This is a genomic window from Thiopseudomonas alkaliphila (genome assembly GCF_001267175.1).
In the GTDB taxonomy this organism is placed as follows: Bacteria; Pseudomonadota; Gammaproteobacteria; order Pseudomonadales; family Pseudomonadaceae; genus Oblitimonas; species Oblitimonas alkaliphila.
In genome coordinates, this window is sequence record NZ_CP012358.1 from 951,958 (window position 1) to 978,648 (window position 26,691).

The 26,691-nt window shown below is 48.8% G+C and carries 23 protein-coding genes; 10 read left to right on the forward strand and 13 right to left on the reverse strand.

Annotation, left to right across the window (positions count from 1 at the left end):
* Position 1: 1 nt before the first annotated feature.
* From AKN87_RS04605 to AKN87_RS04635, 7 genes are all read right to left on the reverse strand, one after another.
* The gene (locus AKN87_RS04605) at positions 2–889 is read right to left on the reverse strand and encodes a branched-chain amino acid ABC transporter permease (protein WP_053099864.1); all 888 of its coding nucleotides are present in this window, start codon (positions 887–889) and stop codon (positions 2–4) included.
* 87 nt (positions 890–976) lie between these two features.
* Positions 977–2,188, reverse strand: a complete 1,212-nt coding sequence (locus AKN87_RS04610; RefSeq protein ID WP_053099865.1) for an ABC transporter substrate-binding protein — start codon at positions 2,186–2,188, stop codon at positions 977–979.
* 59 nt (positions 2,189–2,247) lie between these two features.
* On the reverse strand, positions 2,248–2,964 hold the full coding sequence (locus tag AKN87_RS04615) for an ABC transporter ATP-binding protein (protein WP_053099866.1): 717 nt from the start codon (positions 2,962–2,964) through the stop codon (positions 2,248–2,250).
* A complete protein-coding gene (locus AKN87_RS04620) occupies positions 2,961–3,746 on the reverse strand; it encodes an ABC transporter ATP-binding protein (protein ID WP_053099867.1) in 786 nt (261 codons plus the stop codon). Before AKN87_RS04620 ends, AKN87_RS04615 begins: the two co-directional genes overlap by 4 nt.
* A 238-nt stretch (positions 3,747–3,984) precedes the next feature.
* The gene (locus AKN87_RS04625) at positions 3,985–5,262 is read right to left on the reverse strand and encodes an OprD family porin (protein WP_064502515.1); all 1,278 of its coding nucleotides are present in this window, start codon (positions 5,260–5,262) and stop codon (positions 3,985–3,987) included.
* A 62-nt stretch (positions 5,263–5,324) separates the two neighbouring features.
* Positions 5,325–5,909: a peroxidase-related enzyme gene (locus AKN87_RS04630; protein ID WP_053099868.1), complete on the reverse strand. Its 585-nt coding sequence runs from the start codon at positions 5,907–5,909 to the stop codon at positions 5,325–5,327.
* A gap of 100 nt (positions 5,910–6,009) precedes the next feature.
* On the reverse strand, positions 6,010–7,689 hold the full coding sequence (locus tag AKN87_RS04635) for an AMP-binding protein (protein ID WP_053102633.1): 1,680 nt from the start codon (positions 7,687–7,689) through the stop codon (positions 6,010–6,012).
* 261 nt (positions 7,690–7,950) lie between these two features.
* Here AKN87_RS04635 and AKN87_RS04640 point away from each other — a divergent pair, with 261 nt between their 5' ends.
* The 9 genes from AKN87_RS04640 to AKN87_RS04680 all read left to right on the forward strand — a co-directional run bounded on the left by AKN87_RS04640 (position 7,951) and on the right by AKN87_RS04680 (position 16,723).
* A complete protein-coding gene (locus AKN87_RS04640; RefSeq protein ID WP_053102634.1) occupies positions 7,951–9,114 on the forward strand; it encodes an isovaleryl-CoA dehydrogenase in 1,164 nt (387 codons plus the stop codon).
* A gap of 78 nt (positions 9,115–9,192) precedes the next feature.
* A complete protein-coding gene (locus AKN87_RS04645) occupies positions 9,193–10,800 on the forward strand; it encodes a carboxyl transferase domain-containing protein (RefSeq protein ID WP_053099873.1) in 1,608 nt (535 codons plus the stop codon).
* A gap of 12 nt (positions 10,801–10,812) precedes the next feature.
* Positions 10,813–11,607: a gamma-carboxygeranoyl-CoA hydratase gene (locus AKN87_RS04650; RefSeq protein ID WP_053102635.1), complete on the forward strand. Its 795-nt coding sequence runs from the start codon at positions 10,813–10,815 to the stop codon at positions 11,605–11,607.
* A complete protein-coding gene (locus AKN87_RS04655) occupies positions 11,607–13,562 on the forward strand; it encodes an acetyl/propionyl/methylcrotonyl-CoA carboxylase subunit alpha (RefSeq protein WP_053102636.1) in 1,956 nt (651 codons plus the stop codon). Before AKN87_RS04650 ends, AKN87_RS04655 begins: the two co-directional genes overlap by 1 nt.
* Positions 13,562–14,467 (forward strand): hydroxymethylglutaryl-CoA lyase, encoded by a 906-nt coding sequence (locus tag AKN87_RS04660; protein WP_053099878.1) that lies wholly within the window; start codon positions 13,562–13,564, stop codon positions 14,465–14,467. The genes AKN87_RS04655 and AKN87_RS04660 overlap by 1 nt, the downstream gene beginning before the upstream one ends.
* Before the next feature lie 14 nt (positions 14,468–14,481).
* Positions 14,482–15,177 (forward strand): CoA transferase subunit A, encoded by a 696-nt coding sequence (locus AKN87_RS04665; protein ID WP_053102637.1) that lies wholly within the window; start codon positions 14,482–14,484, stop codon positions 15,175–15,177.
* Between the two features lie 2 nt (positions 15,178–15,179).
* Complete coding sequence (locus AKN87_RS04670) at positions 15,180–15,809, forward strand: CoA transferase subunit B (protein ID WP_053102638.1); 630 nt, start codon at positions 15,180–15,182, stop codon at positions 15,807–15,809.
* A gap of 133 nt (positions 15,810–15,942) precedes the next feature.
* Positions 15,943–16,344, forward strand: a complete 402-nt coding sequence (locus AKN87_RS04675; protein ID WP_053102639.1) for a MerR family transcriptional regulator — start codon at positions 15,943–15,945, stop codon at positions 16,342–16,344.
* A 10-nt stretch (positions 16,345–16,354) separates the two neighbouring features.
* Positions 16,355–16,723: a carboxymuconolactone decarboxylase family protein gene (locus AKN87_RS04680; RefSeq protein WP_053102640.1), complete on the forward strand. Its 369-nt coding sequence runs from the start codon at positions 16,355–16,357 to the stop codon at positions 16,721–16,723.
* A gap of 72 nt (positions 16,724–16,795) precedes the next feature.
* Here AKN87_RS04680 and phaP read toward each other — a convergent pair whose 3' ends face one another.
* On the reverse strand, positions 16,796–17,377 hold the full coding sequence (gene phaP / locus AKN87_RS04685; protein WP_053102641.1) for a TIGR01841 family phasin: 582 nt from the start codon (positions 17,375–17,377) through the stop codon (positions 16,796–16,798).
* Between the two features lie 195 nt (positions 17,378–17,572).
* On the opposite strand from phaP, the gene AKN87_RS04690 reads away from it, so the two are divergent.
* On the forward strand, positions 17,573–20,107 hold the full coding sequence (locus AKN87_RS04690) for a DUF3141 domain-containing protein (RefSeq protein ID WP_080995504.1): 2,535 nt from the start codon (positions 17,573–17,575) through the stop codon (positions 20,105–20,107).
* 90 nt (positions 20,108–20,197) lie between these two features.
* On the opposite strand, the gene brnQ is transcribed toward AKN87_RS04690, so the two are convergent.
* From brnQ to odhB, 5 genes are all read right to left on the reverse strand, one after another.
* On the reverse strand, positions 20,198–21,514 hold the full coding sequence (brnQ, locus tag AKN87_RS04695) for a branched-chain amino acid transport system II carrier protein (protein WP_053102642.1): 1,317 nt from the start codon (positions 21,512–21,514) through the stop codon (positions 20,198–20,200).
* Positions 21,515–21,723: 209 nt separating this feature from the next.
* A complete protein-coding gene (gene sucD / locus AKN87_RS04700; protein ID WP_053099893.1) occupies positions 21,724–22,611 on the reverse strand; it encodes a succinate--CoA ligase subunit alpha in 888 nt (295 codons plus the stop codon).
* Positions 22,608–23,777 carry an ADP-forming succinate--CoA ligase subunit beta gene (gene sucC / locus AKN87_RS04705; RefSeq protein WP_053102643.1) on the reverse strand — a complete coding sequence of 390 codons (1,170 nt, stop codon included), beginning with the start codon at positions 23,775–23,777 and terminating at the stop codon, positions 22,608–22,610. Before sucC ends, sucD begins: the two co-directional genes overlap by 4 nt.
* Before the next feature lie 208 nt (positions 23,778–23,985).
* Positions 23,986–25,422, reverse strand: a complete 1,437-nt coding sequence (gene lpdA / locus AKN87_RS04710; RefSeq protein ID WP_053099897.1) for a dihydrolipoyl dehydrogenase — start codon at positions 25,420–25,422, stop codon at positions 23,986–23,988.
* A gap of 64 nt (positions 25,423–25,486) precedes the next feature.
* Positions 25,487–26,683, reverse strand: a complete 1,197-nt coding sequence (odhB, locus tag AKN87_RS04715) for a 2-oxoglutarate dehydrogenase complex dihydrolipoyllysine-residue succinyltransferase (RefSeq protein ID WP_053102644.1) — start codon at positions 26,681–26,683, stop codon at positions 25,487–25,489.
* Positions 26,684–26,691 lie beyond the last annotated feature (8 nt).

Consider the following 26,691-nt stretch of genomic DNA (forward strand, 5'->3'; position numbering starts at 1 on the left):
ACTATGCCTCCTTACCAAATAAGCCGGCTGGACGTATCAAGAGCACCAGCACCATCACTAAGAACACCACGGTATTAGCTGCTTCCGGATAAAACACCTTAGTTAAGCCTTCAATTAAGCCCATACCTAAACCGGTGATAATCGCCCCCATAATCGAGCCCATACCACCAATCACCACCACTGCAAACACCACAATCAGTAAGTTAGCGCCCATGCCAGGTGCCACAGGATAAATCGGTGCCGCTAATACCCCAGCAAAAGCCGCCAAAGCCGCGCCATAGCCGTAGGTTAAGGTGATTAATAACGGCACGTTAATACCAAAAGCTTGCATCAGTTTGGGATTTTCCGTACCTGCCCGCAGATAAGAGCCTAAGCGCGTTCGCTCGATCATGTACCAGGTCACTAAACACACCGCGATTGCCGCTACAATCACCCAAGCACGGTATTTAGGTAAGAACATAAAGCCTAAATTAAAGCCGCCTTTTAGTGCATCTGGCATCGGATAAGAACTGCCCGAAACACCAAATAACTTAACGAACAAACCTTCAATAATCAGCGCCAGACCAAAGGTCAGTAATAGCCCGTACAGATGGTCTTCGCCGGCAATTTTGCGCAGCAAGCCTCGCTCAATCGCCATGCCAATTAGCCCAACCATTAATGGGGCTAAAAACAGCGCCAGCCAGTAGTTCACACCGAGGTACTTTAAACTTAATAAGCTGGCAAAAGCGCCCAGCATATAGAGTGCGCCATGGGCAAAGTTAATAATTCGCAATAAGCCAAAAATAATGGCCAAGCCCAAACTCAACAGTGCATAAAAGGCACCATTAATTAACCCCAACAGCAGTTGCCCAAGCAATACACTGAGGGGAATGCCAAATATCATGGTCATGCTTTCACCCAATCCTTAAGGTCGCTGCCTAACTGACAGCGACCCAGTTGCGCCTTGATCAATCAAAAAAGTTGAATTACCGCTCGATTACTGTTTAACCAATTTGCACTGACTATCGGCTAACGGACGATAGGCTTGATCACCAGGAATGGTGCGCAGGATTTTATACAGATCCCACTCCGACTTAGACTCCGATGGCTTTTTCACCTGAGCTAAGTACATGTCGTGCACCATGCGTCCGTCTTCGCGTAACTGACCGTTTTTAGCAAACATATCGTTGATTGGGGTTTCAATCATTTTGGCCCGTACGGTTTGCGTATCATCGGATCCAGTGGCTTTCACCGCATTTAAATAATGCAAAGTGGACGAGTACATTCCGGCGTGGGTCATACTGGGCATACGGCCAACGCGGTCGTAATAGCGTTTCGCCCAGGCGCGGGTTTCATCGTTCATATCCCAATACCAACCGGTGGTTAGCATGAGATCTTGGGTCACTTCTAAGCCCATGGAATGCACATCATTTAAAAACACCACCATTCCCGCTAGCTTTTGTCCCGCTTGGGTTAAACCAAACTGACTGGCGGTTTGCAGGGCATTAACTAAGTCGGCGCCAGCGTTAGCTAAGGCCACCACCTCAGCACCTGAGCCTTGGGCTTGCAAGATATACGACGAGAAATCGTTACTCGGGAATGGATGACGTACTTTACCCACCACGGTGCCGCCCTCAGATTCCACTACCTTAGTGATATCTTGTTCAAGGGAATGGCCAAAAGCGTAGTCAGCGGCTAACACAAACCAGCTCTTGCCACCTTCTTCAAGGACTGCATGGGCGGTGCCGTTAGACAATGCATAGGTGTCATAAACCCAGTGAATATGGTTTGGTGAGCAGTACTCGTTGGTTAAGGATGAGGAAGCCGAGGCAGAAATCAGTGCCAACTTATCTTCTTGTTCAACGACTTTGTTGACCGCCATCACCACCGAGGTAGCCGCTAAGCCGGTAATCACATCGACATTTTTTTCATCAATCCACTGGCGCACGGTATTGGCACCTACATCGGGCTTGTTGAGGTCATCGGCGTTAAAGATCACAATTTTTTTGCCATCCACTTGACCGCCAAAATCTTCAATTGCCATTTTTACCGCTTCTAAGCCACCGGGGCCTGATAAATCGCGGTAGGTACCCGACATATCGGCTAGGTAACCAATACGGATCTCGTTATCGCTAATGGCTGCCTGGGCAGTGGTGGACAATAAACCGGCGGCAACAATACCGCTAATTGCTTTTGCTAAACCTTTCATAGAACACCTTCGTCTTTTATTGTTGTTGTCGCATTCAGTGATAATGATTTGGATCGGGCTTAAACCCCTAAGCTTTGACTTAAAAACTCCTGTTTACTGGGCAGCTCGGCTGCACTGATTTCATCGATAATTTTGCCGTGCTCCATTAAGTAATGGCGATCTGCCAAGGGGGCTGCAAATCTAAAGTTTTGCTCAACCAACACAATGGTTAGGCCTTTTTCTTTTAATTTAACCAATACCTCCCCTAGTTTTTGCACAATAACTGGCGCTAAGCCCTCGGTAATTTCATCCAGTAACAGTAAATTGGCTCCGGTGCGCAAAATGCGCGCCATAGCTAACATTTGCTGCTCTCCTCCCGACAGACGCGTACCCTGACTAAAGCGCCGCTCGTAGAGGTTCGGAAACATTTCATAGAGCTCATCCAATCCCATGCCACCACTGCGTACCGTAGGCGGTAACAATAAGTTCTCTTCAACATTCAAACTAGCAAAAATCCCCCGCTCTTCAGGACAAAAGCCAACGCCCAGTCGAGGAATTAAGTGGGCAGCAATGCCCATGGTTTCAGTGCCGTTAATCATGATCGAGCCACTGCGCTTACCGACCATATTCATAATTGCCCGTAAGGTGGTGCTGCGCCCTGCGCCATTGCGCCCTAACAGAGTGACTAATTCACCCCGGCGCACCACCATATTCACCCCATGCAAAATATGCGACTGACCGTAATAGGCATGCAGGTCTTCAATTTGTAATTGCTCACGGCGTGCAGGATGGCTCATGGGCTAACCTCCGAATTGTTTTCAGTGCCCGTGGTATCACTGCCTAGATAGGCCTCACGTACTTCTGGATTGGCTGAAACGGTGGCGTAGTCGCCTTCGGCAAGCACCGAGCCACGGGCCAACACTGTAATCTGATCACACAAACGGCTAACCACACTCAGGTTATGCTCAACCATTAATACGGTGCGCCCTACTGCGGCGCGGCGTACTAAATCTACCACCATGTCCACGTCCTCATGGCCCATGCCTTGAGTTGGCTCATCGAGTAATAGCATCACCGGATCTAATGCCATGGTGGTGGCCAGCTCTAAAGCACGCTTGCGGCCATAGGACAATTCATTGGTCACGGTATCGGCAAAGCCACCTAGATCCACTTCCTCAAGTAATTCCATGGCGCGATCATTAAGGCGATTTAGGCTGTGCTCTGACTTCCAGAAATGAAACGAATTACCCACCTTACTCTGTAAGGCGACGCGCACATTCTCCAGCACCGTCATCTCACCAAACACCGCAGAAATCTGAAACGAGCGGACCAATCCTAATTTAGCAATCTGATTCGCTTTCATGCCTGTAATGGCGCGGCCTTGGTAAATGATCTCACCACGGGTCGGCGGCAAAAAATGCGTCAATAGGTTAAAAAATGTGGTCTTACCCGCCCCATTGGGACCAATCAGTGCGTGGATGTGGCCCTGCTGAATACTGAGATCCACATTATTCACCGCGGTAAAGCCCCGAAACTCTTTGGTTAAGCCTCGGGTTTGTAAAATAATGTCTGATGACATGTGCAGCCCTCTAACCCTGATTATTGTTGTTGGTTATTAGCTTTAGGTCCTCGACCTTTACGTTAACGATAACAAGCGTTTTTAACGTTTTACAAGCACCTTAAGCACAAAGTCTTAGCCTGCATTGTTTAGCCTTTTGCAAACGGCAAAAAGCCCACGAACGTGCGTGTAATTATTTGATTTATAAGTATTAAGCCTAGTGCGAGCGAGCCCGCACTAGGCTATTAGCGCGCTTGCTTTACCACAAATTAACGGTGTAATTAACAATTACGCGGTTTTCATCGATATTGGTGGTGTGGCTACCGCGATACATCACGTTGCGCACCAACAGACTGACATCTTTTAATGGGCCGCTTTGAATGGTGTAGCCCAGATCAATATCGCGTTCCCACTCTTTCGCGTTGTTATTACCAATTTTGAAGTTATCGCCTCGTACATAACGCGCCATAAGGTTTAACCCAGGAATACCGACTTCAGCAAAGTTAAAGTCGTAACGAGCTTGCCATGAGTCTTCTTTAGCGCGTAGAAAGTGGTGATAGGTTAAGGTGTTCATGGTCCATGGATCAGTACCGCCGCCGATAAAGGGCGTTCCGGTTTTACCGCTGGCATCTTGGTAACCTAAACCAAACCAATGGCCTTTATAACCTAAGGAGAACATACCGCTGGCTAGACGGTTATCAACATCGGTCTTACCTTGATCACTGCTCTTAAAGTAACGCAAATCTGTTTTAAATTTCAGATCACTGGTTAAGTCGGTCAGGTACTGCACGTTGACATGATGCTGACGGTAATTATCTTTTAACTGAGCAAAGAAATAAGTCCCAGTTAAGCCAGGTACAAACTGATAGCTGGCTCCAGCATAATTAAAGCGATTGGACTCTACCCCACCCTTAGAGCCATCAGCAAACATCGTCATATCTTGGTTATTAGTAGAGTCGCGTAGATTGGTTTTACGAAACTGTCCGGCGGTCAAGGTGAGATTTTCAACTTCTTTAGAAACCAACTGCGCCCCTTGAAAGGTTTGCGGTAACAAACGGGTATCGTTACGAAAGGCAATCGGCAGTAAAGGCTCGTGGGTGCCGACAGTCAGCACTGTATCAGAGAGTTTGGCTTTTGCCGTTACCCCAAAGATGCCATGGCTATCGGCCGACTTACCGCTGTGACGGCTACGCACTAACGCGCCTGTGCCTCCCGTACCACCGCCTGAATCCAGTTTAATTCCCACTAACCCTAAAGCATCTAAGCCAAAACCAACTGTTCCCTCGGTAAAGCCCGACTGCAAACGAAACATAAAGCCTTGGCCCCAGTCTTCAGACTTAGACTGGGTTTTGCCTTTATGCAGAGGCCCGCCTGGCAAATTACTTTGCCGATAATCGCGATTCATATAAAAGTTACGCAGTTGCACTGAGGCCTTACTGTCCTCAACCAAGGCTGCTTGCGCCAGCATCGGCATCGCCATTACCGCGGCTAAGGTGCTGAGTAAAAATACTGGTTTTTTATTCTTTACTGCTTGCATAGATAGAGTCTCTCTTGTTGTTATTAACGACTACTTTTTTATTCACTAGTCAATGCGCTAGTTTAGGTCTTGCGTGGCATCCTACCCATTAGATAGAACTCAGGATTAGGTGGCGTACCAGCCATGGACACCAACCGATTCGATAGCCCAAAAAATGACGCTATTGCACCAATATCCCAAATATCGTCCATACTAAAGTTTTGCTCCTGCAGACTGACTAACCAGTCATCCGTGAGTACACCACACTCAATGGCTAAATGGTAGGCGAAATCCAACATCAGCCGTTGTCTTTTAGTAATAGGTGCAGTGCGAAAATTAATCGCTACCTGATCAGCAATCAGTGGATCTTTGGCATAAATTCTCAGTAAGGCGCCATGGGCTACAACGCAATATAAGCACTCATGCTGTGCACTCATGGCAACCACAATCATTTCACGCTCAGCCAAACTTAACGTCTCTGACTGACGCTCCATCAAAGCATCGTGGTACGCAAAAAACGCTCGAAACTCAGCGGGACGATGAGCCAACATTAAGAACACATTAGGAATAAATCCGGCTTTTTCTTGCACCGCCAAAATGCGCTGCTGCAAGTCATCGGGAAGCTCGGCGAGGGTTTCGGGAACAGGAAAACGGCTAATTACACTCATCAATCACCCTTTTATTTTTATTGTGCAGGGTTGAAAAGTTAAGGAGGCGTTAACGCCTCCTTAGATTGTGGCGTCTTGGTTAACGTCTTAAGTGATTCGCTTAAGGCGCTTCGATGCCGAGTTCTTCCATGCTAATTTCACGCATTCTGAACTTTTGGATCTTACCGCTGATGGTCATGGGGAACTCATCAACAAACTTGATGTAACGTGGCACCTTAAAGTGTGCAATTTTACCTTTGCAGTACTCTTTTAATTCGTCTTCAGTCACCGTATCACCTGGGTGCAACTGGACCCAAGCCACAATTTCTTCTCCGAACTTTTTGCACGGTACGCCAACCACTTGCACATCGGCCACACACTCATGGGTATATAAAAACTCTTCAATTTCGCGCGGGTAAATGTTTTCACCACCACGAATAATCATGTCTTTATTACGCCCAACGATTTTCACATAGCCCTCATCATCCATAGTGGCTAAGTCACCGGTGTGCATCCAACGCGCTTCATCAATCGCTTCTTTAGTCGCATCGGGGTTATTCCAATAACCCAACATGACGCTATAGCCGCGAGTGCATAACTCACCAATTTCGCCACGGGGTACAATTTGCCCCTCTTCGTTAACGATTTTGGTTTCAAGGTTAGGCTGAGTGCGACCTACAGTCGTAGTACGGCGCTCTAGATCATCGTCTTTCGCCGTTTGGGTGGATACGGGACTGGTTTCTGTCATACCGTAAGCAATCTGCACTTCTTTCATGTTCATTTCTGAAATCACGCGCTTCATCACTTCAATCGGGCAAATCGAACCGGCCATAATCCCCGTACGCAAGCTTGTTAGATCAAGGCTTGGACGCTCTTCACTGTCGAGCATCGCAATAAACATGGTCGGCACGCCATATAGAACCGTAGCTTTTTCTTCTGCCACCGTACGCAGCGTAGTCACTGGATCAAATGCAGCGCTTGGATAAATAATGGTACTGCCATGGGTCAGCGCCCCTAGGTTGCCCATTACCATTCCAAAGCAGTGATAGAGCGGAACTGGAATCACCATCCGGTCATGTTCAGTCAGACCTAAGCTTTCACCCACCATATACCCATTATTTAAAATATTGTAATGGCTGAGGGTCGCACCTTTAGGGAATCCAGTAGTGCCTGAGGTGTACTGAATATTAATTGGCTCATCAAACTGTAGCTTGCTGCTGACTTCTGCTAGCTGCTCATCAGTCACCGTACGCGCGCTAGATAACACGGTTTGCCAAGCAATCATGCCAGGGGCGGGATGATCACTTAAACTAATCACACCACGTAACTGTGGTAAACGCGGACTTTCTAGCTTGCCCGGCGCGGCTGGCGCTAATTCTGGCAATAGATCGCTAATCATTGCGTGGTAGTCCGATGACTTAAAGGACGCCGCACTGATTAACCAAGCACAGCCCGACTGCTTCAAGGCATATTCCAGCTCACTGGTGCGATAGGCTGGGTTGATGTTGACTAAAATAGCTCCGACTTTAGCCGTAGCAAACTGGGTAACTAACCATTGCACGCAGTTAGGCGACCAGATACCGACCCGATCACCCGGTTTAATATTTAACGCAAGTAAGGCACGGGCTGACTTATTAACTAGCTCCGACAGTTCAGTCCAGGTCATGCGCACATCTTGTTCACGTGCGACTAGGGCTTCACGCTCCGGGAATCTTGCTACCGTTTGGTCGAAGGCTTCACCAATGGTCATTGCTAGTAATGGTTTGTCCTGCGGTCCGCAGGTATAGCTCGGAAGACTCATGAAAGAATCCCTCTGTTTTATGTTTGTTATTGAGGTTGCTCTCTTAGTATTAGCTGCGCTTTAAAGTGTTGACAGCTAATCCAAGGTTGGTTTACGTTAACGTAAAGGTCATATCCATGGCAACAACATACAACGCAACCGAAGACGATGTAAACACCTACAAAGCCCTTCTACGACGTTGATATAACACACACAAAAATTTTGAAACTAGGCACTACGCCTCTAACAACAACTACAAAATCAGCTCAAGGGTACTTACACATGACATATACCAGCCTAAATTTTGCTCTTGGTGAAACCGCCGACATGCTGCGCGATCAGGTGCGTGGCTTTGTACAAACTGAAGTAGCGCCACGCGCTGAAGCCATTGATCAAGAAAACCTATTTCCAGCCGATATGTGGCGCAAATTTGGTGATATGGGGCTGCTAGGTATTACCGTACCTGAACAGTACGGCGGCGCTGAAATGGGCTACTTAGAGCACGTCATCGCGATTGAAGAAATCAGCCGCGGCTCAGCCTCAGTGGGTTTATCCTACGGAGCGCACTCGAACCTTTGCGTTAACCAAATTAACCGTAATGGTACCCACGAGCAAAAGCTCAAGTACTTACCCAAATTAATCTCCGGTGAGCACGTTGGTGCGTTGGCAATGAGTGAGCCAAACGCCGGCTCTGACGTGGTATCGATGCGTTTACGCGCTGAACGTAAAGGTGATCACTTCGTATTAAACGGTAGCAAAACCTGGATCACCAACGGCCCAGATGCTAATACCTATGTGATCTACGCGAAAACCGAACTCGACAAAGGTCCACACGGCATTACTGCGTTCATTGTTGAGCGTGACTGGAAAGGCTTTAGCCGTGGCAATAAGTTCGACAAACTCGGCATGCGTGGCTCCAATACCTGTGAGCTGTTCTTTGATGACGTTGAAGTGCCGGTTGAAAACGTACTGGGCGAAATCAATGGCGGCGTCAAAGTTCTGATGAGCGGCCTCGATTATGAGCGCGTAGTACTGGCTGGCGGCCCTATCGGCATTATGCAAGCCTGTATGGACGTGGTGGTGCCTTATATCCACGACCGTAAGCAATTTGGTCAAAGCATCGGTGAGTTCCAGTTTATCCAGGGCAAAATTGCCGATATGTACTCGCAAATGAATGCTAGCCGCGCGTACTTATATGCGGTGGCGCAAGCCTGTGACCGTGGTGAAACTACCCGTAAAGACGCAGCCGGGGTGATTCTGTATACCGCTGAAACAGCCACCAAGATGGCTCTCGAAGCGATTCAAATTCTCGGCGGTAACGGTTACATCAACGAATTCCCAACAGGTCGCCTATTACGTGACGCCAAACTCTATGAAATTGGCGCTGGCACCAGCGAAATTCGTCGCATGTTAATCGGTCGCGAGTTATTCCGCGAAACCAAATAATACGTCTCTAACTACGCCCCTTAGCCGCCACTGCTGCGGCTAAGGGTAGCTACAACAATAACAGTAGAGGACCAACCAATGGCCACCCTGCACACTAAAATTAATACCCGCTCTCCTGAATTTGCTGCCAATGCACAAGCGATGCAAGAGCAAGTCGATGATCTTCGCGCCTTGTTAAACACCGTCAGTCAAGGTGGTGGTCAAGCCGCTCAACAACGCCATGAGTCCCGCGGCAAACTATTAGTGCGCGATCGAATCAATGCCCTACTCGATCCAGGCTCGGCTTTTTTAGAGGTTTCGCCTCTCGCTGCTTACGAAGTCTATGAAGATAATATTGCTGCCGCTGGCGTAGTGGCCGGTATTGGTCGCGTAGAAGGCGTTGAGTGCATGATTATTGCCAACGATGCCACGGTAAAAGGCGGTACTTATTATCCGCTAACCGTTAAAAAACATATTCGCGCGCAAACCATTGCTCAGCAAAACCGTCTGCCATGCATTTACTTAGTGGACTCAGGCGGCGCTAACCTGCCCAACCAAGACGAAGTGTTCCCTGACCGCGAGCACTTTGGTCGAATTTTCTTTAACCAAGCCAATATGAGCGCCCAAGGTATTCCACAGATTGCCGTGGTGATGGGCTCTTGTACCGCAGGTGGTGCCTATGTTCCGGCCATGGCCGATGAAACCATTATGGTGCGCAACCAAGCGACTATTTTCTTAGCTGGCCCGCCATTAGTGAAAGCTGCAACCGGTGAAGTAGTAACCGCTGAAGAATTGGGCGGCGCTGATACTCACTGCCGTATTTCAGGCGTGGCAGACCACTATGCTGAAGATGATCACCATGCCTTAGCCTTGGCGCGGCGCTGTATTTCTAATCTTAACTGGAAAAAACTCGGTGAGATTCAAACCCGCGCCGTCCAAGCGCCGCTGTATGATGCCCAAGAGCTGTATGGCGTAATTCCAGCAGATGCTAAACAGCCTTTTGATGTGCGCGAAATCATTGCTCGTCTAGTTGATGGCAGCGAATTCGACGAGTTTAAAGCCTTATTTGGCACCACCTTGGTCTGCGGCTTTGCTCACTTACATGGTTATCCGGTAGCGATTCTTGCCAACAACGGCATCTTATTCGCTGAAGCGGCACAAAAAGGTGCACACTTTATTGAGTTAGCCTGTCAGCGCGGTATCCCCCTGATCTTCTTACAAAACATCACTGGCTTTATGGTCGGTAAAAAATACGAAGAAGGCGGAATTGCTAAACACGGCGCTAAATTAGTCACTGCGGTTGCTTGCGCCCAAGTACCTAAGTTCACCGTATTAGTGGGTGGCAGCTTTGGTGCCGGTAACTATGGTATGTGTGGTCGCGCCTACGACCCACGCTTTTTATGGATGTGGCCCAATGCACGCATTGGCGTAATGGGTGGCGAGCAAGCCGCTGGGGTATTGGCTCAGGTTAAGCGCGAGCAAACCGAGCGTGCCGGCGGTACGTTATCGGCTGAAGAAGAAGCAGCCATTAAACAACCGATTTTAGAGCAGTACGAGCGTCAAGGTCACCCTTACTACTCTAGCGCCCGCTTATGGGATGACGGTGTGATTGATCCCGCACAAACCCGTGAAGTGTTAGGCCTAGCCTTATCCGCCACCCTCAATGCACCGATTGAGCCGACCAAGTTCGGCGTCTTCCGCATGTAAGGAGCAGCAGTCATGGCTTATCAAGAAATACAATTAGAACGCGGTGAGCATGGGATTGCGACCCTATGGCTAAATCGTCCAGAAAAAAATAATGCTTTCAACGCCGGAGTCATCAGTGAACTGATTGCTGCACTGGCTGAAATCAAGCAAGACCCAAGCATTCGCTTAATGGTGTTGCGTGGCCGTGGTAAGCACTTCTCCGCAGGCGCGGATTTAGGCTGGATGAAAGCCTCCGCCCAGTTGGACTATGAGGCTAACCTTGCTGACTCCCACGAACTCGGCGAGCTGATGCATCAGCTCTATCACCTGCCCCAGCCAACCTTGGCAGTGGTGCAAGGCGCTGCCTTTGGTGGCGCGGTTGGCTTAATTGCCTGCTGTGATATGGCAATTGGCGCCGAGGATGCAGTGATTTGCCTCTCGGAAGTACGCATTGGTCTAGCGCCGGCAGTGATTAGCCCCTTTGTAGTGAAAGCCCTCGGCCAGCGTGCCGCGCGCCGCTATGCCCTAACCGCTGAGCGCTTTAGTGGCAGCCAAGCTGCAAAACTTGGCTTGCTAGCAGAAAGCTACCCAGCCGCTGAGTTAGAGCAAGCGCTAAACCAATGGCTCGATAATCTACGCCAAAATAGCCCCCAGGCGATGGCCGCCACCAAACAGCTATTGATCGAAGTCGCTGAAGGCAAAATTGATGCCGCAACCCGTGCTAAAACCGAACAAACCATTGCAGCTTTACGCGTCAGCCCTGAAGGGCAAGAAGGCTTAAATTCCTTCTTTGATAAACGCTCACCTTCTTGGCAGGAGACACGCTAATGAACCGTCACATTGATACTTTATTAATTGCCAACCGCGGTGAGATTGCTTGCCGCATCATGAAAACCGCTAATGCCCAAGGGTTAAAAACCGTGGCGGTTCACAGTGAAATTGACCGTGATGCCCGTCATGCGCGCATGGCTGATATTCGCTACAACCTAGGCGGCGCTAAACCTGCCGACAGCTACTTATTAATTGACAAAATCATTGAAGCGGCAAAAGCCACTGGCGCTCAAGCGATTCACCCAGGCTATGGCTTCTTAGCTGAGAACAGCGACTTTGCCCAAGCGATTGAAGATGCCGGCCTGATTTTTCTTGGCCCACCTGCCAGCGCGATTATCGCCATGGGCAGCAAATCTGCGGCGAAAAGCCTTATGGAAGAAGCCGGCGTGCCTTTGGTTCCAGGCTTCCATGGTGATGAGCAAGACTACGAAACCTTCCGCGCGGCTTCTGAGCGTATCGGCTACCCAGTGCTATTAAAAGCAACCGCTGGCGGTGGCGGTAAAGGCATGAAGGTGGTTGAGAAAGAATCTGAGCTCAAAGAAGCACTAGAATCCGCTCAACGTGAAGCTAAATCAGCTTTTGGCGATCCCAAAATGCTGGTCGAGAAATATGTGCTCAAGCCACGCCACGTAGAAATTCAAATTTTTGCCGATATGCACGGCAACTGCGTGTACCTCAATGAGCGTGACTGCTCGATTCAACGCCGCCACCAAAAAGTGGTAGAGGAAGCGCCAGCTCCAGGCTTAACCCCAGAACTACGCCAAGCTATGGGTGAGGCGGCAGTCAAAGCAGCACAAGCCATTGGTTACGTGGGTGCCGGTACCGTTGAGTTCCTATTGGATGCCCGTGGTGAATTCTTCTTTATGGAGATGAACACCCGCCTCCAGGTTGAGCACCCGATTACCGAACTGATCACTGGGCAAGATTTAGTTGCTTGGCAGATTCGTATCGCCCGCGGTGAAGCACTGCCGCTGACCCAAGCGCAAATTCCATTAAATGGTCATGCCATTGAAGTGCGTCTCTATGCTGAAGATCCAGACAATGATTTCTTACCTGCAACCGGTACCTTAAATCTCTACCGTGAGCCGGCCGCTGGTGAAGGTCGCCGTGTGGATAGTGGTATCGAAGAAGGTGACAGCATTTCACCCTTCTATGACCCAATGATTGGCAAGCTGATTGCTTGGGGCGAGAACCGTGAAGAAGCACGTCAACGTTTACTGTCGATGCTGGCTGAAACCCGTATTTCTGGAGTGCGTACTAACCTTGCGTTCCTCAGTCGTATTCTGGCGCACCCAGCGTTTGCCGCAGCTGAGCTGGATACCGACTTTATCCCGCGTCACGAACAAGACTTATTTATTACTCCAAGCGAGCTACCAAACGAGTTCTGGCAGTTAGCGGGTAAAGCTTGGGCACTCACGCAAGCAGACCGCGTACGTCACGATGACCCTACCTCGCCTTGGGCAACTGCTTCGGGCTGGCGCAGCGCGCAACCTCAGCGTTATGTACTTAACCTGCAAACTGGTGAACAACAGCAAAAGGTCGTGGTCACTGATGCCGAGCTAGCCAATGCCTCCATCACTGGCGATCAGCTGGTGCTTGAGCAAGCAGGTATTCGCCAGCGTTTCCCAGCACTACGCGTTAACCACACGCTCTATTTAGAGTGGCGTGGTGAACTGCACGCCATCACTGAAGTCGACTTTATTGCCCAAGCAGCTGCTGGCTCTCAGCAACAAGGTGGCCTCACGGCACCGATGAACGGCAGTATTGTGCGGGTCTTAGTTGAGCCGGGCCAAGCGGTAGAAGAAGGTGCCACCTTAGTGGTACTAGAAGCCATGAAGATGGAGCACAGTATTCGTGCCCCGCATGCTGGCACGGTACAAAATATCTTCTGTGCCGAAGGCGATATGGTCACCGATGGCATGGTACTCGTCGAGTTAGACGGAGGTGAGTAATGAGTTTCCCCTCGCATGTTCGTTTAGTTGAAGTCGGTCCACGGGATGGCCTACAAAACGAGAAGCAACCAATTAGCGTCGCCGATAAGGTGGCGCTAATTGATGCCCTAAGTGACAGTGGCTTAGCCTATATTGAAGCGGGCAGCTTTGTGTCACCCAAATGGGTGCCACAAATGGCCGGTAGCGCCGATGTGTTTGCACAAATCCAAAGCACCGACCGCGTAACCTATGCGGCACTCACACCCAATATGCAAGGGTTTGAGGCCGCAATGGCAGCAGGCGTGCGCGAAGTAGCGGTGTTTGCCGCGGCTTCCGAGTCATTTTCGCAAAAGAATATTAACTGCTCTATCAGTGACAGCCTCAAACGCTTTGAGCCGGTAATGGAAGCCGCTAAGCAACACGGCGTTCGAGTCCGCGGCTATGTTTCTTGTGTGCTCGGCTGCCCCTATGAGGGAGAGATTGCCCCAAACGAAGTGGTCTCAGTAGCCAATGCACTGTATCAAATGGGCTGCTATGAAATTTCTTTAGGTGACACCATTGGCGTAGGCACACCCCATAAAGCAGCGGCGCTGTTTAATGCGGTGGCTAAAGATATTCCGCGCTCAGCATTAGCCGGTCATTTCCATGACACCTATGGCCAAGCGCTGGCCAATATTTATGCCAGCTTGTACGAAGGTATTGCCGTATTTGATAGCTCAGTGGCTGGCTTAGGCGGCTGCCCATACGCCAAAGGTGCAAGCGGCAACGTGGCCACTGAAGATGTACTCTATATGCTCAATGGCTTAGGTATTAATACCGGTGTGGAGCTAGATAAAGTTATCGCCGCCGGCTTACAAATTAGTCAGGTGTTAGGTCGTGAAACCGGTTCGCGGGTCGCACGGGCTTGGCAACCAAAGGCACAATAATTCTTGAGGTCACAATGAACAAAGTATATGCATCTGCCGCCGAAGCCTTGGCGGGCGTAATTGAAGACGGTATGACCTTAGCCGTAGGTGGCTTTGGTTTATGTGGAATTCCCGAAGCGTTAATTGATGCGCTACGCGATACGGGTAAAAAAGAGCTCACCGCGATTAGTAACAACGCGGGCGTAGATGGTTTTGGTTTGGGTAAGTTACTGGAAACCCGTCAAATCAAAAAAATGATCTCTTCCTATGTTGGTGAAAACAAAGAGTTCGAGCGCCAGTTTTTAGCAGGCGAGCTCGAGCTCGAGTTCACTCCTCAAGGCACACTGGCAGAAAAATTGCGCGCCGGAGGTGCGGGTATTCCAGCGTTCTTTACGAAAACCGGTTACGGCACCTTAGTGGCTGAAGGTAAAGAAACTCGCGAGTTTGATGGCGAGTGGTATGTCATGGAGCGCTCATTAGTAGCGGATGTGGGCTTAGTCAAAGCCTGGAAAGCCGATAAGTCCGGCAACCTAATGTTTAATAAAACCGCCCGCAACTTTAACCCACTGGCAGCTATGGCCTCTAAGTTATGCATTGTTGAAGTGGAAGAAATTGTTGAAATTGGCGAATTAGATGCTGACCAAATCCATTTACCTGGTGTTTATGTGCAGCGCATTGTATTAAACGCCACCCCAGAAAAACGCATTGAACAACGTACGGTAAGGAGCTAATCATGGCTTGGACACGTGAACAAATGGCACAACGTGCCGCCCAAGAGTTGCAAGATGGTTTCTACGTGAATCTCGGCATTGGCTTACCTACCCTAGTAGCTAACTACATTCCAGATGGCATGAACGTTTGGCTGCAAAGTGAAAATGGTCTCCTCGGGATTGGGCCTTTCCCTACCGAAGACACCATTGATCCTGATCTTATCAATGCCGGTAAACAAACCATTACTGCACTGCCTGGTGGTAGTTTCTTTGATAGCGCCACCAGCTTTGGCATGATTCGCGGCGGTCATATTAACCTCTCGATTCTGGGCGCGATGCAGGTCTCGGAACAAGGTGACCTCGCCAACTGGATGATTCCCGGCAAAATGGTCAAAGGCATGGGCGGCGCGATGGACTTGGTCGCTGGTGTTAAGCGCGTGGTGGTGCTGATGGAGCACACCGCACGCAATGGCGATCAGAAAATTTTAAAAGTGTGCGATCTACCGTTAACCGGAGTGGCAGTGGTTGACCGGATTATCACGGACCTGGGCGTTTTAGATGTGACCCCTGAAGGGCTAAAACTAGTCGAGTTAGCCGATGGCGTTAGCTTTGAACAGCTCCAAACCGCCACTGGCTGTGAAATCCTGCGCTAAAGCCTTACCATTGCATTACGTCTTACCCCTTTTTACGCGGAACCTAGTTTCCGCGTTTTTTTGCCTAACGTATGGCTAGCCATGAGCTGAACGGATAGCCATACGCTAGGCAAGACCGCCTAAGGAAATTTGTATGAGTCAAAAACCACGTACCTTTAGCATTTCGGAGCTAGCCAGCGAATTAGATATCACCACCCGTGCCATTCGCTTTTATGAAGAGCAAGGCATGCTTAATCCTGCCCGTCGCGGACAAGAACGGGTTTACAGCCCGAAAGATCGGGTGGCCTTAAAATTGATTTTGCGTGGCAAACGGATTGGCTTTTCCCTGGCTGAATGCAAAACCCTAATTGAGCTGTATGATCCCCAAGCCGGCAATCAAAAACAGTTAAATATTATGCTCAGTATGATTAACGAGCGCCGTTTACAGCTTGAGCAACAAATTCTAGATATTAAACAAATGCAGCTTGAACTTGATACCGCTGAAGAGCGCTGCTTAACAGCCCTTGAGCAAACCAAACAAGCAGCCGCTAATTAAGGAGTGTTTCATGAGTCAGTCCCCCGTTGCAGCTAACACCGTCCGCCGTGAAGTTATGGGCGATGCCTTTGTTGATCGTGCTATGAACAACGCCACTGAGTTTACTCAACCCCTGCAAGACTTTATTAACCAACATGCCTGGGGCTCAGTCTGGGAGCGTGAAGGGCTCAGCCGTAAAGAGCGTAGTTTAATTACTATTGCTGCCTTGACTGCACTCAAAGCCTCGCAAGAACTTAAAGGTCATGTGCGTGGGGCGCTAAATAATGGCTGTACGGTTGAAGAAATTCGTGAAGCAATTTTACACTGCGCGGTGTATGCGGGTGTGCCTGCTGCTGGCGAAGCCTTTCGCGCGGCGCAAGAAGTGATTGAGCAAAATTAATCAGCGCACTGATTTAATAAAAAAAGCCCCCGCACGAGCATCGTGCGGGGGCTTTTTAATAACTAGCTTAACTTAGCTTTTTTTCGGTGCAGCAGGTGCTGCTGCTTTTGCCGCATTTTGCGTGGCTTGGTTAGCTGCTTGAGTAGCAGTGGCTAAGCTGCTTTCTGCAAAGTCAGCTACTTGCTGAGCTGCTTGCTGGGCATTTTCAAACAGCGTGTTAGCATTTTCAAAGGCTGTTTTCATCACCTGAACCACAGGCTCGCTGCCAGCAGGTGCATTCTTAGCAAGGCTTTCTACCGTTTCTTGAGCAGCTTTAACGCCCTCTGTGACTTGCTTACCGGCTAATTGCTTAATTTCAGTTTGTGCTTGGTTAATCACATCATAGGCTTGACGGTTTAATTCAGCTAAACGCTCAGCTTGGGTCGCCGGGTTAAATAAGCTGGTTTGTAACTCAACCAATGACTGCGCATCAGTAACAGCTAATAATTTACGTGCGTTAGTTAAGGTATCTTCAGTGGCTGCACGCATGGCCTTTAATTGCAGCTGGGTCAGCTGTTCTACGCTTGACAGCATCGTTTGGCTTAATTGCTGCAGTAATTCTAAGTTAGAGTTTTGTGCTTTTTTCAGTGCTTCATTATCAAAAAAGTTTTGCATGGCGCTTCTCCATCCCATTGGGGGGTTAATTTTTAAACTGCACTCATGATACCAAGCTAAAAATTAGATGCAACTATTATTTTGCACTGCACAAAAAATACTTTCATATTTCCCTACAGCCTGTAGAATGCTTGTAAACGCAGCATTGCCACTGCCTTTAACGATGAATTTCTTTATCCAACTCCAGGTAAACCAATGCAAAACTCTAATTTTATTGCAAAGCAACAAGCCTCTTTTGCTACTGCAAAAGCAGTTAACCAACACCTGAGTCAGCTATCAAATACCCAAACTCAGCATTTTTTAAGCGCCCAACAGCAGCGTCAGCAGCAATTACTTAAACCGCTTAAAGAGCACGCACTAAAAATCCCCACCCTAAATGACTGGGGCAACTATTTAGGCGATCTTAGTCAGCGCTGGGTTCTATTTCTTGATACCCTGCGCCAGCGCGGCGATAACACCCTCGCCCATGCGGCAGCTGGCTACCCAGTGCTATTAAAATTTGACTATGAAGTTATTTTAGATGGCCTAAGCTTTAACCGCCCGGTGAACTACTCACTACTCAAGATTACCCCACGCTCTGAGGATAAAATTGATCCAACCCTACCACCGGTAATCGTAATTGATCCCCGTGGCGGCCATGGCGCAGGCATTGGCGGCTTTAAAAAAGACTCTGAAATCGGCGAAAGCTTAAGAGCTGGCCACCCTACCTACTTTATTTCGTTTGGCCATAATCCAGCGCCAGGCCAAACCTTAGTCGATATCGCCAATGCTCAGGTGCAATTTATTCAGCAAGTCATGCAGCTGCACCCTGAGGCCGATAAACCAGTACTTATTGGCAACTGCCAAGCTGGCTGGGCGTTAATGGGCTTAGCCGCTACCCGCCCAGAATTACCTGGCGTGGTCATCATCAATGGTGCCCCGCTGTCCTACTGGGCGGGTGAGAATGGCAGTAATAACCCAATGCGTTACAGTGGTGGTCTCTTAGGCGGCGCTTGGATGACCCGCTTTGGCAGTGATCTTGGCAACGGCCGTTTTGATGGCGCTTGGTTAGTCAGCAACTTTGCTCACTTAAATCTGGCTAACACCTATTGGACCAAGTATTACAACCTGTTTAGTCAAATCGACACTGAGCCTCCGCGTTTTCTTGATTTTGAACGCTGGTGGGGAGCGCCTAGCCTACTCAATGGTGAAGAAATCGAAGCCATTGTTGACGAGTTATTTATTGGCAATCGCCTAGCCGGACTCAATGATGGACGCGGTAACCTCGTTGATTTACGCCAAATTAAAGCCCCCATTGTGGTCTTTAGTTCTTATGGCGATAACATCACCCCACCACAGCAGGCACTCAATTGGATTGCTGACCTCTACCCCGATGATCTGGCTTTGCGTGCTTCAGGGCAAACCATTGTTTACTTAAAACACGACACCATTGGCCACTTAGGCATTTTTGTCTCCGGCAAGGTGGCACGCCGCGAGCACCGGGAAATGATCGGGGCCATTGAATCAATTAAAGCACTACCGCCAGGTTTGTTTGAACTGATTATTGATGACGTGGAAAACCAAAAAACTCAAGAACTCAGCTATAAAGTGCACTTTGAACCGCGTTCCATTATCGATCTTCGTCCAACCGACTGCGTTAAATGCGATGACGAGCAAGAATTCATCCAGGTTGAACGCGTTTCAAGCATGACCAGTAACCTATATGACTGGACCCTGCGCCCAGTGATTCGCCAACTAATTAACGAACCCAGCGCTCAGCTGATTCGCGAACTGCATCCATTTCGCTTAGAGCAAACTTTTTTCAGCAGTTTAAATCCTCTGATGAGCTGGCTACCCGGCATGGCGCAGCTGGCCAAACAGCAGCGTCGTCCAGTTAATCCAGATAACCCATTACTGGCTTGGCAAAACTTTTACTCCACCTGGATTGAGTCTTCACTAGAGACAGTACAAGAAGTTCTTAACTCAACCCAAGAAATGGCTTTCCATGCCCTGTATGGCGCACTCGGTGCCCTTGATGATCGCAGTGCAACCCAAGCGGCGCTGCAGCAAATGAGCGAAGAGAAAGGCTTATCTTTGATGGAGCAACTCGAGCAGCAAATTGATCAAGGGGGCGCCTTAGAAGCCACCTTGCGTATTTTACTGTTATTTGCCCGTGCAGAAGGTCGGATCAATAAAGAGCGCTTAGAGTATTTGGAAAGCAGCTATCGTAAGTTACTTGCCGATAGCCCTGAGCTACCCAACCGCGAAACCATTAAGGCCGCGATGCATCAGCAAAACCTCATTGTGTTTGCTTACCCCGAAGAAAGCCTAAATGCGTTACCGAAGCTACTGGGTGATGAAAAAAATCGCCAAACAGTCCTCAATATTGCCCGCGAAGTAGAGCCTGTCTGGCAAAAAGACGATGGCGAGTTTGGTAAGCTCTGGGCCAAATTATATAAGGTGCTCAATCAGCCCAATCTATTATTTGGCCAAAATCTAGAAGCTCCAAAGCCAACTGCACCAGCTCCTGCTACTGCAGAAAAACAACCCGCAACCAAGCCTGCCTCTGCTGCAACGGCAACCCATACGGCTACTACCGGTAGTAAAACCACTGCCAGTCAACCGGCAGCTAAAGCAGCCCCGCGCACAACCCGTAGCCGTAGTACAACACGTACCGCACGCAAACCAGCGCCTAAAGCAACAACACCAACTGCTAAACCAAGCTCAACGACTACCGAGAGTGATAACTAAGCACGCTGTAAAAACTCTTACGCGCAAGAGTTAAACAAAAAGCCCCTCAACTGAGGGGCTTTTTCGTTAGTGTTTATTCAGTGGTCCAAATTACAAGGCAGCACCAGACTTATGGGATCCTAGTAAGCGCTCAGAGGCCACCAACACAAATAGCAGAATCACTACCGGCAATACCCAGCCCATGCCTTGCGCGGCGAAGGGCAACTGTTGCATTACCTCTGGTACCCACTGCCCTAAACCGGCCACCTTTAGCCCATCACAAATACCAAACACCAAGGTTAAGCCAAGACAACTGCTCATAATCAGTGACTCTGAACGCCAATAACGATTGGCTAGACTAATTAATACCAAGACAATCGCCAGTGGATACAACCCAACCAACGCTGGCTCGGAAAATTTTAATAACTGCGATAAACCTTGGTTCGCCACTCCCCAGCTAAACACAATAAAAACCAAAGCCACTGTTTTATAAGAAAAACCTGTTAAGCGACTAAAATACTCACCGCAGGCAATCAACAAACCCGTGGCAGTGGTTAAACAAGCCAAAGTAATTACAATCGCTAGCAACAAGTTACCAATAGGGCCAAAGGTGTGCTGTACATAAGCAGCTAAAATTTGTCCGCCATTATCAGTAACCTGAGCAATGCCATGACTGGTCGCCCCTAAGTAAATCAGCGCTAAATACACCAAACTCAAACCTACTGCAGCAATGATGCCGGCAATGATTGAGTAACGGGTAACTAAGTACTGATCAGTCACTCCTTGACTGCGAATCGCGGTCGCAATCACCACCCCAAAAACCAGCGCCCCCAAGGCATCCATAGTCAGATAGCCTTCTAAAAAACCTTTAACAATGGGATTGGCTTGATACGCCGTTTCAGGCGCTAATACCTGACCTGCTGGAGCAAAAATTGCGGCAGCACCTAACACCACTAACGCCAGCAATAAAATCGGGGTAATTATTTTTCCCACCTGATCTAATACCTGGCCTGGGGTTAAGACCAGATAGGTCACTAAAGCAAAATACAGCGTGGAATAAATCAGCAAGGCCCAAGGGCTATTGCCGCTAAAGGGTACTACTCCAATTTCAAATGACACCACTGCTGTACGTGGCGTGGCAAACAATGGGCCAATTGATAGATACACCGCAATTGCCAATAAGGTGCCGGCTACCTTACCCATTGGACCGGTTAGCTGCGCCATACCACCACCTACTCGTGCCAACGCCACCACCGTTAATAGCGGCAGCCCCACCCCGGTTAATAAAAAGCCAAGCGCAGCTAACCCTAGTTGATCGCCCGCGTTAATTCCGACTGCGGCAGGAACAATAATATTTCCGGCACCTAAAAACAGCGCAAAGGTCATAAAACCCAACGCCAATAACTCACCCTTGTTTAAACGTGACATGTAGAAACCGCTGTAATGTACCGTGCACTCATCCTAAGCACCGCAGTGATCATGGAGTATTAACTCATCCCAAGTTAACCAATGGATCAAGAAGGCGCTGGGTAAGCGCAAAGTAGACAGGTGGCAAAATTACTCGGGGTCTGAGTATTTGGCACCAAAAAGCCACCGGGTAGGTGGCTTTAAATTATAACAAAAGCAGGGGTTGAAACTTATGCGTTCTTCAGCTCCCAGCCCGTAACTTCTGCTAAGGCTTGGCCAATTCCCGCAAGAGATCGTACGGTTTTTACTCCGGCATCTTCAAGGGCGGCAAATTTCTCTTCAGCCGTACCTTTGCCTCCTGAAATAATGGCTCCGGCGTGGCCCATACGTTTACCTGCAGGCGCGGTGACACCTGCAATATAAGACACCACAGGCTTGGTCACATGCGCCTTAATAAAAGCCGCAGCCTCTTCTTCGGCGGTGCCACCAATTTCACCAATCATCACAATGGCTTCCGTTTGTGGATCAGCTTGAAATAAACGCAAAATATCAACAAAGCTACTGCCCGGAATAGGGTCACCGCCAATCCCCACACAGGTTGACTGACCAAAGCCGGCATCGGTGGTTTGCTTCACCGCTTCATAGGTTAAGGTACCAGAGCGTGAAACAATTCCAACCTTACCAGGCAAATGAATAGAGCCTGGTTGAATGCCTATTTTACACTGTCCTGGGGTAATCACCCCAGGACAGTTCGGACCAATTAAGCGTACACCTAACTCATCGCACTTAAGCTTAACCTCCAGCATATCCAACGTTGGAATACCTTCGGTAATACAAACAATTAGCTCTACTCCGGCAAAGGCAGCTTCTAAAATAGAGTCCTTACAAAATGCGGCCGGCACATAGATCACCGAAGCAGTAGCTCCAGTGGCTGCCACGGCTTCGGCCACCGTGTTAAACACCGGTAAACCTAAGTGCATCGTCCCGCCTTTACCTGGCGTGACGCCACCCACCATTTGCGTGCCATAAGCTATCGCTTGCTCAGAATGAAAAGTGCCTTGTGCGCCGGTAAAGCCCTGACAAATCACCTTAGTGTGTTGATCAATTAAAATGCTCATGCTTGCTCCTTAGTGGCTTTTACTGCTAATGCGGCTGCCTGGGATAAATCTTGGGCGGCAATAATATTTAAGCCGCTATCAGCTAATACCTTAAGCCCCGTCTCAGCATGATTACCTTCTAGCCGCACCACCACCGGCACCTTAACTCCCACTTCTTGCACCGCGCCAATAATCCCTTCAGCAATCATATCGCAGCGCACAATACCGCCGAAGATATTCACTAGCACTGCTTTTACTTGCTGATCCGATAAAATAATTTTAAACGCTTCACTGACTCGCTCCTTAGTCGCACCGCCGCCCACATCTAAGAAGTTTGCCGGAAAGCCACCGTGCAAACTGATCATATCCATGGTGCCCATGGCCAACCCTGCGCCATTGACCATGCAACCAATATCACCAGTGAGGGCTACGTAATTTAACTCATACTGCGCAGCATGCTGTTCCCGTGGGTCTTCTTGCGATGGATCTTGAAAGGCTCGCATTTTAGCTTGACGATACAGCGCGTTACTATCAATGCTCACTTTGGCATCTAAACACAGCAGATTGCCATCAGTTTTCAGCACCAGCGGATTAACCTCCAGTAGATCCATATCGTACTGTACAAATAAGGCCGCTAACTTAGTAAATAAATGAGTAAACTGCTTAACTTGATCACCCACTAAACCTAACTGATAGGCTAACGCTCGCCCTTGAAAAGGCTGCGCACCCAACAATGGATCAATCTCTGCTTTTAAGATTTTATCCGGCTGCTCTGCAGCAACTTTTTCAATTTCCACGCCCCCTTCAGTCGAGGCCATAAAGACAATTCGCTGCTTGGCTCGATCAATCACAGCCCCTAAATACAGTTCACGACTAAAATCACTGCACTGCTCAACCAACATTTTATTGACGGGCTGCCCTTCAGAGTCAGTTTGATAGGTCACTAAGCGTTTACCTAACCATTGACTGGCAAAACTTTCAGCATCTTGCGGGCTACTAACTAATTTCACGCCACCTGCTTTACCTCGCCCACCAGCATGCACTTGGGTTTTAATGACCCAACGCTCACCACCCAATTCATGGCAAGCCGCTGCTGCTTGTTCTGGGGTATCGACAGCAACCCCACGTGAGACCGGAATGCCAAACTCTCGAAATAGTTGCTTGGCTTGATACTCATGAAGATTCATTAACACCGTCCTATTGCTGATGGCTGAAATTGCCTTAGCTAGTTATTAGCAAAGCTTATACAAAAGCTACTAAGGTCTAATATAGATAACAAGTGTGACCGTTTATTGCTACCTGGGTTTTGCGGCATATCAAATTTATTCAGCTATTTTTTCCATAAAAAAACGGGCACCTCAGTGAGCTGCCCGTTTTTGCTGAACGCTGATGCGTCTAGCGTTTTTTACGATTAGCGACGTGGATCGCTTCGCCATTAACTGCTAAAGCCGCTTCATGTAAAGCTTCCGATAAGGTTGGGTGAGAGAACACCATTAACCCTAAATCTTCGGCACTGGTACCAAACTCCATGGCAATTGCTGCTTGCTGCACTAATTCAGCAGCACTTGGACCAATCACATGGGCACCTAGTACACGATCCGTACTGGCATCGGCAATGATTTTGACAAAACCACTGGTGTCATTGGCCGCCATCGCACGACCACTGGCCGCAAAGGGGAATACGCCCACATTAACCGCCACCCCTTCTGCTTTAAGCTGCTGCTCGGTCTTACCCACACCAGCAATTTCTGGGTGAGTATAGATAACGCTAGGGATTAAGTCATAATTCATCTGCGCTTTACGACCAGCAATACGCTCAGCGGCCATAATCCCTTCTTCCGAAGCCTTATGCGCCAACATTGGGCCACGTACCACATCACCAATGGCGTATACACCGGGCACGCTGGTAGCACAGGTTTCGTCTACATAGATAAAGCCGCGCTCATCTAAGGTAACTTCGCTGTCCTCAGCCAGTAGATTTTCTGTTACTGGGCGACGACCTACAGCGACAATCAACTTGTCAAAGGTCAGCTGCTGCTCGCCTTGGGCATCAGTAAAGTTAACGGTGACTTCACCATTAGCCACTTGACTGCCAGTTAAGCGCGCACCTAAACGAATCTCTAAACCTTGTTTGGTTAAGACTTTTTGAGCTTCTTTGGCAACTTGCTCGTCTACTGCAGGCAAGAATTTCTCTTGTGCTTCAATCACAGTGACTTTGGCTCCTAAGCGTGCCCAGACCGAGCCTAGCTCTAGTCCAATCACACCAGCGCCAATCACACCTAAGCGCTCAGGTACAGCTTGGAAATCCAAAGCGCCTGTTGAGTCAACAATCACCTCTTGATCAACCGGTGCCGGTGGAATATCAATTGGCTTAGAACCTGCGGCAATAATCACGTTATCGGCTTGATACACAGTGCTTGAGCCATCTTCTGCGGTGACTTGCACTTGCTTATTGGCCAGTAACTTACCGTGTCCGGCGATGGCAGTTACACCATTAGCTTTAAATAACGCAGCAATACCGCCGGTTAAATTTTTAACAATGGTGTCCTTGCGACCAATCATCGCGGGAACATCCATTTTTAAACCTTCAACCGCAATCCCATGCACATTAAAGCTCGACTGCGCCTCATGGTATTTCCATGAACTATCTAACAGTGCTTTCGAAGGAATGCAGCCTACGTTTAAGCAGGTGCCACCTAATGCCATCTTGCCATCACGGCCAATATATTTTTCTACGCAAGCGGTTTTTAAACCCAGTTGCGCAGCTTTAATCGCAGCCACATAACCACCAGGGCCGCCACCAATTACGATTACATCAAATTTATCTGACATGTTCTTACCTGTTAAGTGTAAGCAAAAGAACAACGCAGCTAGCAAGCTAGCTGCGTTTCAAAGTTTAGATATCCAGTAATAAACGCGCTGGATCTTCTAACAGGTCTTTCATTGTGACTAAGAATGTCACGGCTTCTTTACCATCGATTAAGCGGTGGTCATAAGACAGCGCTAAATACATCATTGGTAAAATAACCACTTCACCGTCTACCGCCATTGGGCGCTCTTGGATCTTGTGCATGCCTAAGATCGCAGTCTGCGGTGGGTTAACAATCGGCGTTGACAGTAGCGAACCAAACACACCACCGTTAGAAATGGTGAATGTACCCCCCGTCATTTCTTCGATAGTCAGCTTGCCATCACGGGCTTTTAAGCCGTACTCGCGGATGGTGCTTTCAATTTCAGCAAGGCTCATAAACTCGGCATTACGTAATACCGGAACCACTAAACCGCGATCGCTTGATACCGCAACCCCAATATCTTGGTAACCGTGGTAAACGATGTCTTTACCATCGATCGAGGCGTTAACTCCAGGCTGACGCTTGAGTGCTTCGGTTGCCGCCTTAACAAAGAACGACATAAAGCCTAAACGCGTACCATTATGGGTTTTCTCAAACAGATCTTTGTACTTATTACGCAGATCCATAATTGGCTTCATGTTCACCTCGTTAAAGGTGGTTAACATCGCCATGCTTGATTGTGCCTCAACTAAACGCTCCGCAACTTTCGCCCGCAGACGCGTCATAGGTACACGTTTTTCAACGCGATCACCTTGTGCCACCATCGCTGCTGGTACGCTAGTCGCCGCTGCTGGTGCTGCCGCTGGCTTCGCCGCTGCGGCACTCACTGCGTCTTCTTTGGTTACTCGACCATCTTTGCCCGTACCAGCAATAGAAGCTGGATCTAACGCATTTTCTGCAGCAATTTTACGTGCTGCTGGCGACAAAATGGCTTCTTGGCTAGCCGCTGGCGCTGCCGTTTCAGCCGGTGCGCTTGCTGCAGCAGCAGGAGCTGCCGCCGTAGCGTTTTCGTCTAATACACCGAGCTTTTCATTGCTTAATACGGTGTCGCCTTCGTTTTTAACAATTTCAACTAAAACGCCATCCGCTTCAGCTAAAACTTCCATCACTACTTTGTCAGTTTCAATATCAACAATCAGTTCGTCACGCTTAACAGCATCACCGGGTTGTTTGTGCCAAGTTGCTACCGTGCCATCGGCTACCGACTCTGGAAATGCGGGGGCTTTAATTTCAATCGCCATAATCAAAT